The 13,774-nt window shown below is 51.7% G+C and carries 13 protein-coding genes; all 13 read right to left on the bottom strand.

The genetic code is table 11. The annotated features are described in order from the left end of the window. Positions 1–2 precede the first annotated feature (2 nt). Positions 3–881 carry a branched-chain amino acid ABC transporter permease gene (locus Q2J39_RS01845; protein WP_230267820.1) on the bottom strand — a complete coding sequence of 293 codons (879 nt, stop codon included), beginning with the start codon at positions 879–881 and terminating at the stop codon, positions 3–5. 73 nt (positions 882–954) lie between these two features. Continuing rightward, positions 955–2,154 (bottom strand): ABC transporter substrate-binding protein, encoded by a 1,200-nt coding sequence (locus Q2J39_RS01840; protein WP_288338997.1) that lies wholly within the window; start codon positions 2,152–2,154, stop codon positions 955–957. 428 nt (positions 2,155–2,582) lie between these two features. Further along, on the bottom strand, positions 2,583–3,893 hold the full coding sequence (locus Q2J39_RS01835) for a type IV secretory system conjugative DNA transfer family protein (protein WP_288338998.1): 1,311 nt from the start codon (positions 3,891–3,893) through the stop codon (positions 2,583–2,585). 56 nt (positions 3,894–3,949) lie between these two features. Beyond that, positions 3,950–5,848, bottom strand: a complete 1,899-nt coding sequence (locus Q2J39_RS01830; RefSeq protein ID WP_288338999.1) for a hypothetical protein — start codon at positions 5,846–5,848, stop codon at positions 3,950–3,952. Positions 5,849–5,863: 15 nt separating this feature from the next. Further along, positions 5,864–6,163, bottom strand: a complete 300-nt coding sequence (locus tag Q2J39_RS01825) for a hypothetical protein (RefSeq protein WP_230267816.1) — start codon at positions 6,161–6,163, stop codon at positions 5,864–5,866. A gap of 78 nt (positions 6,164–6,241) precedes the next feature. After that, the gene (locus Q2J39_RS01820) at positions 6,242–7,246 is read right to left on the bottom strand and encodes a zinc ribbon domain-containing protein (RefSeq protein WP_288339000.1); all 1,005 of its coding nucleotides are present in this window, start codon (positions 7,244–7,246) and stop codon (positions 6,242–6,244) included. Between the two features lie 432 nt (positions 7,247–7,678). After that, the gene (locus Q2J39_RS01815) at positions 7,679–8,344 is read right to left on the bottom strand and encodes a site-2 protease family protein (protein WP_230267813.1); all 666 of its coding nucleotides are present in this window, start codon (positions 8,342–8,344) and stop codon (positions 7,679–7,681) included. Between the two features lie 248 nt (positions 8,345–8,592). Continuing rightward, positions 8,593–9,693 carry a redox-regulated ATPase YchF gene (ychF, locus tag Q2J39_RS01810; protein ID WP_230267812.1) on the bottom strand — a complete coding sequence of 367 codons (1,101 nt, stop codon included), beginning with the start codon at positions 9,691–9,693 and terminating at the stop codon, positions 8,593–8,595. A gap of 5 nt (positions 9,694–9,698) precedes the next feature. After that, on the bottom strand, positions 9,699–9,911 hold the full coding sequence (locus Q2J39_RS01805; RefSeq protein WP_230267811.1) for a DUF951 domain-containing protein: 213 nt from the start codon (positions 9,909–9,911) through the stop codon (positions 9,699–9,701). After that, a complete protein-coding gene (gene folD, locus Q2J39_RS01800; protein WP_230267810.1) occupies positions 9,904–10,764 on the bottom strand; it encodes a bifunctional methylenetetrahydrofolate dehydrogenase/methenyltetrahydrofolate cyclohydrolase FolD in 861 nt (286 codons plus the stop codon). Before folD ends, Q2J39_RS01805 begins: the two co-directional genes overlap by 8 nt. A 4-nt stretch (positions 10,765–10,768) precedes the next feature. Continuing rightward, on the bottom strand, positions 10,769–11,212 hold the full coding sequence (gene dtd / locus Q2J39_RS01795) for a D-aminoacyl-tRNA deacylase (protein WP_288339001.1): 444 nt from the start codon (positions 11,210–11,212) through the stop codon (positions 10,769–10,771). Then, positions 11,209–11,685, bottom strand: a complete 477-nt coding sequence (ispF, locus tag Q2J39_RS01790) for a 2-C-methyl-D-erythritol 2,4-cyclodiphosphate synthase (protein ID WP_230267832.1) — start codon at positions 11,683–11,685, stop codon at positions 11,209–11,211. Before ispF ends, dtd begins: the two co-directional genes overlap by 4 nt. A 462-nt stretch (positions 11,686–12,147) precedes the next feature. Beyond that, the gene (locus Q2J39_RS01785; RefSeq protein ID WP_288339002.1) at positions 12,148–13,443 is read right to left on the bottom strand and encodes an NlpC/P60 family protein; all 1,296 of its coding nucleotides are present in this window, start codon (positions 13,441–13,443) and stop codon (positions 12,148–12,150) included. Positions 13,444–13,774: the final 331 nt, after the last annotated feature.

The raw sequence follows: 13,774 nt of genomic DNA, 5'->3' as shown, positions 1-13,774 counted from the left end.
GATTACACCTTCTCTCTTTCGTTCTTGCCAAACAGACCGGTCGGCTTGATGATCAGCACCAGAATCAGGATGGCATACACGATGGCGTCGCGGTACAACGAGGAGCCGTAGGCAACGACCAGCGTTTCGGCAACGCCGATAAACAGACCGCCCACAAGCGCGCCCGGAATGGAGCCGATGCCGCCGAAGACGGCCGCAACGAACGCTTTCAGACCAGGAACCATACCCATCAGCGGGCTGGCTGCGTTGTAGTACACACCGACCAGCATACCGGCCGCGCCCGCGAGGGCGGAACCGATCAGGAAGGTGAAGGAAATCGTATTGTCGACGGAAATACCCATCAGCTTGGCGGCATTTTCATCGGCGGAAACGGCACGCATCGCGCGGCCGATTTTTGTTTTCTGAATGACGAGCGTCAGAAGAATCATCAGTACGATCGTTACGGTAAAGATGACCATCTGAATATAGGAAATACGAACCGGACCGAGCTGCCATGAGGTATCCGGCAGAAGCTTCGGATACGTTCTTGTGGACGTGCCCATGAACATCTGGGTCGTGTATTCAATGACATAGCTGACGCCGATCGCGGTAATCAGCGCGGTAATACGGGGCGCCTTTCGCAGAGGACGATAGGCAATGCGTTCGATGAGTACACCGAGAATTCCGCAGACGATCATGCACACGATCAGGGCCGGCAGAAATCTCATGCCCATGTAGGTAGTTACGAAAAAGGCTGTGTAGGCACCGATCATATAGATGTCGCCGTGTGCAAAGTTGATCAGTTTGATGATTCCGTACACCATCGTATAGCCGAGGGCGACCAGCGCGTAAATACTGCCAAGCGACAGTCCGTTGATCACCTGCTGCAGAAACACTTCCATATGGAGTTCTCCTTTCTTTTGAAAAAAGCAGGGGATCAGACCCCTGCTTTCTGAATGGATTCAGGTTTTCAGCTTATTCTACGCTTACTTCCTTGACGTTGGACTGAACACCGTCAACGAGTTCAACAACGAGAACGGATTTTGCTGGAGTGTGGTTTGTCTCATCAAATGTGAAGGATCCAGTGATACCGGAGAAGTCTGCTTTCTTGATGGCTTCGTTCAGTTCTGCACCCGTCGCACCGGACGTTTCGAGACTGGAGAGGAGCAGGTTGGTTGCATCATAGGCAAGCGCCGCAAACATGCTTGGTTCTTCGCCGTATGCTGCTTTGTAGTCTTCGATGAACTTGGACAGTTCTTCGCTTGGATCAATCGCTGTGTAGGCGGTTGTGTAATAAATATTGTTGGCGTAGTCGTTGCCGATCTGCTGGATGAAGTCAGCGGAGTCAAATCCGTCTGCACCGATGATCGGTTTTTCAATGCCGGCTGCCTTGGCTGCCTTTACGATCTGGGCTGCTTCGTTATAGTAGCCGCCAACGTAAATAACATCGAAGTCGAGGTCTTTGATTTTGGTAATGAAGCTTGCAAAATCCTTGTCGCCGGACTGGTATTCGGAACGGTCGAGAACTTCGCCGCCGAGGCTTTCGAATTCTTCGGTGAAGGCTTCGGCCAGGCCGGAACCGTAGTCGGATACTTCGTTCAGGACAACGGCTTTTTTCGCGTCAAGATCGTTGTAGGCATATTCCGCCATGCCTTTGCCCTGATAGCTGTCTTCAAAGCAGACACGCCACGCATATTCATATGGTGTACCATCTGCCTTGAGCATGGCGTTTACCTGCGTTGCGGAAGGAGAAATTACAGGAACCTGCTTCGATGTCGCAAATTCATACGTAGCGATGGAGCTTGCGGAAGTCGCAGGTCCGACAACGCCGACAACACCGTCCTGTTCGATCAGTTTCGTAATTGCAGCAACCGATTCAGCCGGTTCGCCCTTGTCATCAAATTCAACCGTTTCTACGGTGAAGGGCTTGTCTTCACGGGCGTTGAACTGCTGTACAGCGATTTTCGCACCGTTAATTTCTTTTGTGCCGTAGTCAGCGACCTGACCGGTCAGCTCGAAGTTGAGACCGATTTTAACGGTATCGCCAGCTTTGGCGGAAGAGCCTGCAGCAGAATCTGCGCTACTGCTGCCAGTTGCAGGAGTGCTTGAGCAGCCAGCGAGCATGGATGTGCAGAGTAATGTGGCTCCGGCTGCTTTCCAGAAGTGTTTTGTCATTTTGTTCCTCTTTCTAAAAAGATAGCTTAAATATTAAACGCAAAACCGATAATCTCAACATATCTTCCCGTGCCCTTCCCTTATTTCTGCGTTTTTGTGTGCTTTGTACGTTTTTTTCATGAAAATAATTGAAAATGAAATGAAAACTTCTTGCTTTGGTGTACACGTTTCATTCACATTTGACCCGATTTGGATCGAAAACGCCCGAGTCACCCGTACAATCGTTCTCCCTGCCGTCAAAAAGCGCACTTTTCTTCCCGATCCGATCCTTTCCGAAAACCGTCGTTTCCTTTCCACAAGCAGACGCATTCCGACAAAACCCGCCCGATCGAGCCAAAATTTCGATCGGACGGGTTTTATTCTCTGGTTTTTGCGATCTGCGAACCGTTTCTGTGAGTACCTTACGGGGTGCGGATCGCATTCCAAAGTCAGCGCGACGAGAAAAACTCATCAAACCGGAAGCGGAAAGGCGGCATGCCCAGCGTACTGATAATGGCTTCGCCAATCTGCAGCCGGGTGATATCCACGTCTTCAACGACCGTCGTTTCCCGAATCTGCTCGACCAGTCCTCTTGACGTGATATTGGACAGGAAGCTTGCCGAACGCAGATTCATTCCATAAAGATCCTTGATGTAGCCGCGGGAATTGGAATCGTTGACCCGAAAAGCGAACGTTGTCGCGAAACCGGAAAGAATGCTTCGCGCCAGGTTTTCGCCATACGCTGCCGAAATCTGATCCACGTTCTGAATTCCGATCGCGAACTTGGCGCCCAGGCTTCGTCCAAAATTGACGCCGTCGTCAATGTGTTCGAGATGCGGAAGCAGCCGGAATTCATCGAGCATGAAATAAACGTTTCCTTCGTTGCTCTTGCGGCAGAGCGCTTCCTTGATTGCCAGATCGACCAGCAGCTTATAAATCGGTGTAAGCAGATTGCCGATGCCCGTGTCATATTCGATGAAAATGACACGGCCGCCTTTCTGGCGAACCAGTTCCCGCATGGAGAGCGTTCCCTTCTGCTTAAAATTGCCGATCAGAATTTCCCGCACTGCCTGCTGCAGTTCCGAGACGACGCCCATTGTCTGTCCGGACTTCGGATCATCAATATACGTACTCATCGACTTCAGATCCGGATAGGAAAGAAGAATTTTCTTCATGGCTTCCGGAGAGAACGTATCCAGCATGGAACGGAGCGCCTTGTTATTGTGATGCGCCGCCATTTTCTCGGAGCGGATCATGTGCAGCATCAGCGCCGCAAACAGGTCTTTCGCCGCATTTGGGAAAAACGGCTGCGAGCTGTTGTGAATCTTGTCATAAAAAAGCGTACCGGCAATTTCGTAGACGTTTTCTTCGACGCGGTCATCGATCATGACTTCGTTAAAGACGTTCCAGCAGTCAAAACCAGCGCCGCCGGTAGCCCGGGCATCGTTGCTGATGACGACATCGCCCGGACAGTAAAACTCATCGTAATAGTCGCCTTTGGTATCAAAAATGATCAGCACATCCTGTCCGGTCAGTCCGGCACGGACATTGCGGATCAGGTGATTGAAGCAGTTGGATTTGCCGCTTCCAATTCCGCCAAGCAGAAGCAGATGGCGTGACAGCATCTGCTCACCCGGACAGAGCAGTACACTGTTCCCGGTTCGAAGCGTTCCGGGAAGGCCGAATTTTGCCGTCTGTTCTACGTAAGTCAGATCATCATGAAGATATTCACCGCTGAGAATCTGTTCGTTGTATTCCATTTTCTTTTCCTTTCTTCCATACATTGAGGCTGAAGCATTGGACTAGCTGGGAGGAATCAGTAGGACATGCCCTTCTGTTCGTCTTCTTCCTCCTCTTTAGAGGAACTCTCCCCGCTGTCTGATGGCAAAGAACCGTCCTCCATGCTGGGCTCATCGGACAGACTCTGATCTTCGGACTGGGCCTGTTCTTCGTTTTCAGATGTTTCTTCTTCCTGATCTGCCGATTCATCCATGTTTACATCATCCGAATGGTTCCGATCTTCCTGTTCTCTCTGGTCTTCGTTTTCGTCGTAAGAGTCGTCCATGTTCAATTCGTCGGATTCGACCTGATCCTCCTGTTCCGTCTCGTCTTCACTTTCCTCGGGAGAATCGTCCATGTTCAGTTCATCGGACTCGACCTGATCTTCCTGTTCGCTCTGGTCTTCACTTTCTTCGGGAGAGTCGTCCATGTTCAGTTCATCGGATTCGACCTGATCTTCCTGTTCAGTCTGATCTTCACTTTCGGCTGCGGATTTGTCCTCGGTCTCTTCGACCGCTTCGCTTTCCTCTTCCTGTTCGCTCTGATCTTCGCTTTCAGCCTCAGATTCGTCCTCGGTCTCTTCAGACCTTTCACTCTGATCTTCCTGCTCAGTTTCGTCTTCACTTTCTTCGGGGGAGTCGTCCATGTTCAGTTCATCGGACTCGACCTGATCTTCCTGTTCAGTCTGATCTTCACTTTCGGCTGCGGATTTGTCCTCGGTCTCTTCGACCGCTTCGCTTTCCTCTTCCTGTTCGCTCTGATCTTCGCTTTCAGCCTCAGATTCGTCCTCGGTCTCTTCCGCTGTTTTGCTTTCGCCTTCCTGCTGATCCTGGTCTTCGCTTTCGGCAGCTTCTTCCGCTTTCTTTGGTAAAACCTCCGTGTTCAGTTCTCTGTTGATCGTCTGGTCTTCCTGCTCGGCCTTTTCCGCTTCTTTGTGGAAAGAGGGATCCGGCGGCAAGTTATTTATGCCTTCGCGTTCTCCATAAACTGCCTGATGCAGCCGCTGCCATTCCGGATCCCGCTTATACTCCGTCTGGTTTTCCGGACTGTATCCATGATCATCCATGTACTGCTTAAGCCGCTCCTGTTCCGGGGTCAGCAGAGATTTTTCGGAAGCGGGCTCAGCTGGACCAAGTTCTGGATGCTCTGCCTGCCGAATCCGATTGCAGACATCCTTATAGCTGTCCTCTGCTTTATAGTCGATTCCATGATCATCGCAGTATTTCATGAGCATCTCTTTATCGAGATTTTCTTCGATGTTCGGATCCTGTAACTGGCTGATCGCATCCTGAAGGTGTCTGGAATATGAATCACAGGCATGCGATTTTTTATACTCTTCATACATCTGGTCTTTGCCGAGAGTTCTTTCGTTGGATTCAAAAACTTTTCGAACGCCTTCTTCTCCTTTGCGGTCGGCTGTTCGCTCCCCGGACTGGACGTTATAGCGCGGATCCACTTTGTCTTGATTGCTGTAGTAGTTCACGAGCTGATTGCCCGCATCCCGTTTAAAATTGCTTTCCCAGACTTTGACTTCCATGGGATCCGGATGCGTCACTTTTCCGTCGATCGCATCCCGCTGATAGGCGTGATAGTATTCGTGATAAACCGTATTCACCAGTTCGGCCGGCGCATCCGGACGATCGCAGTAATACAGCTGCCCGTTTTCCGCCATATACTGCCGGCCTTCTTCCACAAGGTAGCGGTTGAGGCGTACGACATTTTCTTTCTCATCAAAAGATCCGAAGTATCCTCCGCTCATGGGTTCAAACCACATCGGCCGGCGTTCAATCCCGTATTCGTCTGCGACGCGATTGCCCAGCTCCTGCAGCGCTGCCTTCCGGTTTTCGACGCTCATCCGGTTCCAGTTCGAAGAAGCAAAAGACTGATAGAGCTTTTCATCGCTCATAAGCGCAAAGCGCATCTGTCGTAAGTTCATGACTTTCTGCTCCTTTTAGCGCGGTCCCTGCCAGATGAGCCGTTCGCCCAGGACGGGATCTTTTTTCCACAGATCGTAAAGACGGAATGCTTCCACAATTCCTCCGGCTCTGTGAATTTTTTGAATCACAGGAACGGTATATTTTTCATCCGTCTCAAACGGCTCATGATTCATCCATCGCTCCAGTGCGGGTTTCGAGCCGTCTTCAAAGGTGCGCTGAAAGTCTCTGGCGTAATACATTGCCGCCTGCGCATCGAGGTACGGACACTCTTCCTGAATGCGTTTTGCGAGACGGTTTACATTAATATCAATCATTTCGATTTCCTTTCCAAAACAAAGACAGGCAGCGAAAGCCGATGCCTGTCTTTGTTGCGATCGCAGAATTTCGATCGGCTATTTCCATTTTTTGATGGCCAGATCGCCCTGCGTCTGAAGATCCTGAATCAGAGCGCCGAGCTCATCCATCATCTTGTTGGTGTCGACAGTCGGGCCGCCGGTCAGCGAAAGCAGCGCCGCATTGCCGAGCATGTTGGTCGGCCCGCTCCCAAACGAAATACTGTTGCCGGTGTAGTTGCTGGAATGAATGCCCAGCTTGAAGCATTTTTGCATCAGGCCGACAATGATCAGTAAGATCCCCAGCCCCATAAACAGAAACAGTACGAGCGGATTGACCATCGCTGCAAAGGGGGAACAGAGAAGAAGAAGTGCTCCGCCAACGACCATCGAAATCTGAATGTCGCGCCCGTAATAGGCGGTAACGCCGGTGACGCCGTCAATCCAGGCCTGCTGAGCGATCCGGCTTCCGCTGCCTTCTCCGTTAAAGAGGACGCGCTTATTCGTTACGGTAAGATATCCCATACAGCGCGGGGAGCGGATATCGGCACATACGTAGTCCCGGATTACGACTTCCCCGTCCGAAAGAATTACGCCATGACACGTCTTGTCCCGGTTTGGCGCTTCCGCATTTTCCACTGCGCGCTGAGCGACCGGCCGAGAAGCCGCCGAGGCATTATCCACAAACGACTGAACCGAACCGGCGACCGCCTGCACGGTCTGCATGGCGGAAGAAGCAGCCGCCGAGGCAGCGGAAGAAACGGACTGCGTCTGGACGTTTGTCTTTACCGCATTCGAAAACTGTCCGTTCTGCGCATTCTGGACGGGCTGCGCGTTCTGCGCATAAGGCGTACTGGATACAGCCTGGGCATTCTGAGGATATCCGGCATTTTTTGCCGGCTGAACAGTTTTGCCAGGCTGAACTCTCTGCGCCGATGCGTTTTGGACCGGATTCGCCTTTGCCGGCTGACTGGCCGGAGAGGATTTGGAAACAGGCGTTCCGCAGCTGGTGCAGAACAGCGCCGTATCGGAAATGGGAGCATGACAGTGCTCACAGTATTTCATAATTTTCCTTCTTTCTTTTCTTACTTTTTTCTTTTAAAGCGCAACAGGTACGGAAAATTGAGCGTCTGGTTTGACACTCACGTTTTCTTTTGACTGTCATTGTCTTTTTTGTACCATAGTCTTTCCCTGCATCGTCCAATTATTCTGAAAATCAATCAATTTATGCCAGCGCTGCTCATTCTTGCAATACCGGATTGTACCTTTCGTTTTTCTATAGGCGATGGCTTTTCGAAGCGTGCAAACGAATAATGGATCCCGCCTTTTTGGAAAAAGAAAAAGAGTCTGCAGGTACCATTGCAGTACGTACAGACTCAAAAAGGGTTCACAACAGAGCGGTTCAGAACGGAATTTCCAGACAATCCCGTTCGATCTCTTTCGTTTGTGCGGCGCCTTGGACTGGATGATCCAGTCCCCCGCGCGTAAACAGGCCGTTTAAATAAACGGAGAAAGCAGCCAGAGCGCTCCGCTTTCCATCCAGCCGATCATGGTGGAACGCATCATGGCCAGCGGTCCATCGAGAATGCCGGAGAAAATTACAACCAGAAACAGCAGGGACATCCAGGCAGGCGGATTATTGACTTTGAAGTATTCTCGGTCCGGCAAAAATGCCCAGAAAATGCGGGATCCGTCCAGCGGCGGGATCGGAATCAGGTTGAAGACGCCAAATCCCATGGACATCACCGCGGTCGCGGACAGAAGCGAGATCAGATACGATCCGATGGCAGTGTTCACGAAGCCGCCGGTGAAATAAACCAGCACTTCAAAAAGGAACACGCAGACAAAGGAAAGCAGGAAGTTGGTCATCGGACCCGCAAAAGCGGTCCAGATCATGCCGGTTTTCGGATCCTTGTAGCGGGATGGATCGACCGGTACCGGTTTGGCCCATCCAAAACCAAAGAGCAGCAGGCAGAGCAGACCCATCCAGTCGATATGGTGGAACGGGTTTAAAGAAATTCGTCCGCGCGATTTTGCCAGCGAATCCCCCAGCCAGTAGGAGACCAGTCCATGCGCCATTTCATGAAGCGTCATGGAAAGGAAAACGGCAATCAGATAAATCGAAATCATGCGCAGATCGAATGTTCGAAGGGCAGATAACATAAATTCTCCTTTCGCAAAGCCAGAGCCTTGCAAAGTCATTTGCGTCGAATTCGGTCCATTGGAGTTCGCAAAAGCATTCTTTTTGCGGCTATACATTTTGGGACCGTATACCCATCATACAGAACGCCATCCAAAAGAAAAGGATTCCGGTTTGATTTGGGCACAGTGTAAGAATTCAAAAAGACTCTCCGCGATCGAGACGGAGAGTCAAATTGTTTTCAGATGGAATGGAATACCGTCCTGTCGGATTAGACGTTGAAGCGGAAATGCATCACGTCGCCGTCCTGAACGACATAGTCCTTGCCTTCCAGGCGCAGCTTGCCGGCTTCCTTAACCGCCTGTTCGCTTTCGAGACGATCGATGTCATCAAAGGCGTACACTTCGGCACGGATAAAGCCGCGCTTGAAGTCGGTGTGAATGACGCCGGCGCAGTCCGGCGCTTTCATGCCGCGCTTGAATGTCCATGCACGACATTCGTCGGTGCCTGCAGTCAGGAACGTGCAGAGATCGAGCGTCGCGTACGCAGTCTGAATCAGATGATCGAGACCGGACTGCGGAAGACCGAGATCTTCGAGGAACGCGTCCTTTTCTTCCGGTTCCAGACTGGAAAGTTCTTCCTCAAGACGGGCGCAGATCGGAACGATGCGCGCGCCTTCGGCTTCGGCCATTTTGGACAGTGCCTGGAAATACGGATTGGCCGACGGATCGGCGATGCCTTCGTCATCCATGTTGGCTACGTAAATGACCGGTTTGACAGTCAGCAGACCGTACTGGTGCAGAATCGGCGCTTCGTCTTCCGTAATTTCCAGAGAGCGGGCCGGATTTCCGGCTTCCAGATGCGGTTTAAGACGGGAAAGCAGATTCATTTCCGCTTTGGCGCTCTTATCGCCGCTCGATGCCTTTCGTTCAACTTTGGCAATGCGGTTTTCTGCCGTCGACAGATCGGCGAGGATCAGTTCGAGATTGATAATTTCGGCATCACGAACCGGGTCGACTGAGTTTTCCACATGCGTGATGTTCGGATCGTCAAAGCAGCGAACGACATGGCAGATCGCATCCGTGTTCCGGATGTTCGCCAGAAACTGGTTGCCCAGTCCTTCGCCTTTGGACGCGCCTTTGACCAGACCGGCAATATCGGTAAATTCAAAGGTCGTATAAATCGTTTTCTTCGGATGAAACAGTTCCGTCAGGCGGTCTACGCGGCGATCGGGTACTTCAACGACGCCGACGTTGGGCGAGATGGTCGCAAACGGATAGTTGGCAGCCTCCGCCTGCGAGTTGGTGATGGCATTAAACAGGGTGGACTTGCCTACGTTTGGCAGTCCGACAATTCCTGCAGTTAAAGACATTGATTCTATTCCTCCTTGTTCTGATCCGCTTTCCGGATGACGCGCTTGAGCTTTTTCTCAAATTTGGAACGCGGCATCAGAACGCTGGTCTGACAGCCCTGGCACTTGATTCGAATATCGGCGCCCATGCGAATGATTTTCCATTCCTTGGAAAGATGGCAGGGGTGCTCTTTTTTCATTTCCACAATGTCGCCAAGGTCGTATTGAATATCAGTCATGAATTCCCTCGTGTTTTTTCCAGGCTTCGATGGTGTTGTCGAGAAGCATGCATACGGTCATCGGGCCGACGCCTTTCGGTACGGGCGTGATGACGGACGCTTTCGGAGCCACTTCATCAAATTTTACGTCGCCTTTCAGTTTTCCGTCTACGCGGTTGATTCCTACATCGATTACGATGGCGCCGTCCTGGACATATTCAGCAGTTACAAATTCCGGCTTGCCGATGGCGGCGATCAGAATGTCGGCTTCGCGGCAGATCGAAGGCGCGTCTTTCGTTCTCGAATGGATGACCGTAACGGTGGCATTGGCGTTCTGCAGAAGCTGCGCGACCGGTTTTCCGACGAGATTGGAACGGCCCATGACTACCGCACGCATACCGGAAAGATCAGTATAGCCGGCTTCTTTCAGAATTTCCATGACACCGCGCGGGGTGCATGGAGCGAAGCCTTCGCGGCCAAGTGCGAGCGCGCCGGCGTTCAGCGGATGAAGTCCGTCGACATCCTTGTCGGGGCTGATGGCCATCAGTGCCTTTTCTTCGTTCAGTCCGGAACCAGCCGGCAGCGGCAGCTGGATCAGAATGCCGTCAACGTTTGGATCTTCGTTTTCTTTCTGTACAACGGCTTCGAGTTCTTCCTGAGAAATGTCGGCAGGAAGATGAATGGTGCGATTTTCAATGCCGATTTTGTGGCAGGCATTGGCTTTGCTTTTGACATAGGACTGGCTGGCTGGATTGTCGCCGACCAGAATGACGGACAGGCACGGAAGGCGCAGACCTTTTTCCTTGATCTGATCGATTTCCTCTTTCATGCCTGCCTGCAGTTTTGCAGCAAGTTCATTTCCATAAAGAATCATTTTTCTATACCTCTCTACTGTCGAGTACGATGGTGATCGGCCCGTCATTGAGCAGATCAATTTTCATATCTGCCTGAAAGACGCCCTTCTGTACGGGGACTTCCTGTTCAAGCAGTGCATTAAACTGATCATATAACATGCGCGCCTGCTCTGCAGGGGCTGCTTCGATAAAACTTGGACGATTTCCCTTTTTGCAGGAAGCGTATAAGGTAAACTGCGAAATCGAAAGCACTTCTCCTTTTATATCCAGGACGGAGCGGTTCAGCTTGCCTTCTTCATCGCCAAAGATGCGCATGTTGACAATTTTGCGAATCATCTTCGACAAAACCGACGCATCGTCTTCCCGGTTAAACCCCACCAGAAGAAGCAGTCCGTCCTGAATCTGGCCGATAATTTCACCGTCCACCGTGCAGGAGGCGTGACTTACGCGCTGAATGACGACTTTCATTCGTCTTCCTCCAGAAGGCAGACAGCCAGAGCGGTCATTCCTTCCTGTCTGCCGACAAAGCCAAGCTTTTCGCCGCGGGTTGCCTTAATGGAAATCTGATCGACGTCGCAGTGAAGAATGGACGCGACATTTTCCGTCATCTGCGCCTTATAGCCGGCCAGATGCGGCTTTTCGGCCATGATTGTCGCGTCGACGTTGCCGATATGATATTTTTTCTCGCGCATTTTCCGATAGACTTCATCGAGAAGCAGCGTCGAGGCGATGCCTTTGTATTTGGGATCGGTGTCCGGGAAATTGGCGCCCAGATCGCCGAGGGCCAGTGCCCCGAGAATGCTTTCCGCAATCGCATGCAGAAGCACATCCGCATCCGAGTGGCCTTTCAGGCCTTTGGGCGAGTCAATCTCTACGCCGCCAAGCACCAGCGGCCTCCCGCTTTCGAGCGGATGAATGTCGATGGCCTGCCCGATTCTCATTCGTGCCATAGTTAACCTCCAGCTTTCGTAACCCGTCCGCCGCATTGGCAGCCGCATAACAGGACGAAAGCTTTTTCTTCCGATTCCAGAAAACGAAAAACACTTCAGACAAAGCCGAATTCTGTATTGAGTTTTAAGCCGGCTTTCTGCCATAAGAGGCCATGCGTCTTTCCGGAAATCCGGCCAGGCAGAGTGAGCGCGCTTTCGTTCCTGATTCTTTCATTGTACGGAAGTTTTTCGCAGATAGAGAAATTTGAAAGAAGATCCGGAAATTTCAAAACAGAAAAAGAGAAGAAAAAAAAGAGAAGAAAAAGGAAGGAAGCACCGGGCAGCTTTCAAAGCCCCGACCGATCCAGATTCTTCTGGCTCCAAAGAAAAAGACGAATCCGCATAATGGGCAGATTCGTCTAGATCTTTGAACTTCAACCGTTCAACGGAAGGATCGGCTTGTTTTCGGTCGGCCTAGCGGCAGACCTGAATAAATGCATAGTAAGAATAATTTCCGGTTTCTACCGGTGCAATTTTGGTATAGCCTTTGCCGTCAATGACGTAGTTTCCATGGACGGCCATGCCGTTTCCAATGTAAATGGCGATATGGTCCAGACCGTTCCCGCCCTGTTCATAGTAGATCAGGTTGCCTGGCTGCGGCGTATCCGTGTAGTAGCCGTACATCGCCGCATAATCCTTTGGCCAGAGCGACATGGCATCGCTGACGCCGGCTTTTGCCAGAGCGAGCTGAACGACTTCCGTGCAGGAGAGTCCGTCGGTCGTTCCCACCAGGCTGAGGGCCGACTGGGCGATGGCCGCGTTCAAAGCGGAGTAATCGCCGGCAGGCTTATTGTCATCGTCACCCGGCTGATTCTGCCCCGGATCGACATCGCTGGGCGGATTCGGGGTGATGGGCGGCTGCGGATTCGGATCGTCGATCGGCGGCTGATCGTCAGGCGGATTATCCGCTGGAGGCTGCGCGTTTGGATCATAATCCGAAGGAAGGTCGTCTTCCGGAATCTGGGTAACGGCAGAAGGATCGGTCTGAACCGGATCGGTGACAACCGGAAGAATCGGCTGTACCGTGATCGTTTCGTCCAGATTGATCGCATCGCCGGTCATCGCCTGATCGGCGCCGTTATCGGCTTCGACGCCGCTTTCCGGAATGGATTCGCCTCCCGCTACGGACGCATTGCCATTCACAACCGGAACCTGTGCCACGGGAACCTGTTCTGCAGGCATATTCGCTGCGGGCTGTGCTGCCGGCTGCTCAGCGACAGGCTGTGTAAGAACAGGCTGCGCATTCATCGCTGCGTCGGCAACGACAGAATCCTGCGTTTCCAGCGTCTGCTCAGAAGAAGCATCCGCGTTCGGCGCAAGATCTGCGCTCTGTGCGGCGGGATCCTCGGACTGGACTTCTGGATTGGGGTCTGCCGGTTCACTCTGAGTTTCGATCAGAGCGACAGCGGCTTTCTCGCGATCCTGCGCTTCCAGACGGGCCAGTTCCCGACGGGCCACATCTTCGGCCTGTGAATCGGTAAGTGTTCTCTGTTGGACTGCATCAGACTGGGATGCTGGTGCTTCGAGATAATATTTCGTATCCAGCTGGACAGGGCTTGGGGTTTCCTGCGCGGCATAGACTTTATCGTCCAGTCTGTCCTGCGCTTCACTGGTGGTGAAGGCAGTGATCGTGGAAACCGTGGCTCCGATCACAGACAGAGTACATATAGCGGCTGCTGCCTTAACGGCAGATGGTTCGTTTGCCTTCATCTCAATACCCTCCAAACTTTTGTATGCGATCCCTCCATTTCCTATCTTAGGCGACTCGAAAATGGCGGACAACAACGGGGTGAATTTTAATATACATTGTCGCTTTAAAAGAAACAGCCCCGAATCCTGTCCAGATGCCGGAGCACTTATAAAGATAGTATAAAGATTCGGGGTGAAAAGGGTAAAGGGAAAAGACTGAAAGTTTAGTTGTGTGAAGCGAAAAAGTAAATTTCATGCCTGGCGCGAAAAAATGGAAATTACTTTTATTAGAACTTTCCCAATGCTGTTCACTTAAGCTTCACAAGCTCACTTACAAATCAGGTTAGTTCCT

This window comes from uncultured Allobaculum sp., from assembly GCF_948576815.1.
In the GTDB taxonomy this organism is placed as follows: domain Bacteria; phylum Bacillota_I; class Bacilli_A; order Erysipelotrichales; family Erysipelotrichaceae; genus Allobaculum; species Allobaculum fili.
The sequence above is the reverse complement of the archived record's forward strand: the minus strand, read 5'-3'. Positions and strand labels throughout refer to the sequence as shown.

Coding starts and splice junctions, on each gene's coding strand:
- folD (WP_230267810.1), bottom strand. CDS start 10,764: ATGATTCTTTATGGAAATGAACTTGCTGCAAAACTGCAGGCAGGCATG.
- Q2J39_RS01830 (WP_288338999.1), bottom strand. CDS start 5,848: ATGAACTTACGACAGATGCGCTTTGCGCTTATGAGCGATGAAAAGCTC.
- Q2J39_RS01805 (WP_230267811.1), bottom strand. CDS start 9,911: ATGACTGATATTCAATACGACCTTGGCGACATTGTGGAAATGAAAAAA.
- ychF (WP_230267812.1), bottom strand. CDS start 9,693: ATGTCTTTAACTGCAGGAATTGTCGGACTGCCAAACGTAGGCAAGTCC.
- Q2J39_RS01840 (WP_288338997.1), bottom strand. CDS start 2,154: ATGACAAAACACTTCTGGAAAGCAGCCGGAGCCACATTACTCTGCACA.
- Q2J39_RS01845 (WP_230267820.1), bottom strand. CDS start 881: ATGGAAGTGTTTCTGCAGCAGGTGATCAACGGACTGTCGCTTGGCAGT.
- ispF (WP_230267832.1), bottom strand. CDS start 11,685: ATGAGAATCGGGCAGGCCATCGACATTCATCCGCTCGAAAGCGGGAGG.
- Q2J39_RS01825 (WP_230267816.1), bottom strand. CDS start 6,163: ATGATTGATATTAATGTAAACCGTCTCGCAAAACGCATTCAGGAAGAG.
- dtd (WP_288339001.1), bottom strand. CDS start 11,212: ATGAAAGTCGTCATTCAGCGCGTAAGTCACGCCTCCTGCACGGTGGAC.
- Q2J39_RS01835 (WP_288338998.1), bottom strand. CDS start 3,893: ATGGAATACAACGAACAGATTCTCAGCGGTGAATATCTTCATGATGAT.
- Q2J39_RS01785 (WP_288339002.1), bottom strand. CDS start 13,443: ATGAAGGCAAACGAACCATCTGCCGTTAAGGCAGCAGCCGCTATATGT.
- Q2J39_RS01815 (WP_230267813.1), bottom strand. CDS start 8,344: ATGTTATCTGCCCTTCGAACATTCGATCTGCGCATGATTTCGATTTAT.
- Q2J39_RS01820 (WP_288339000.1), bottom strand. CDS start 7,246: ATGAAATACTGTGAGCACTGTCATGCTCCCATTTCCGATACGGCGCTG.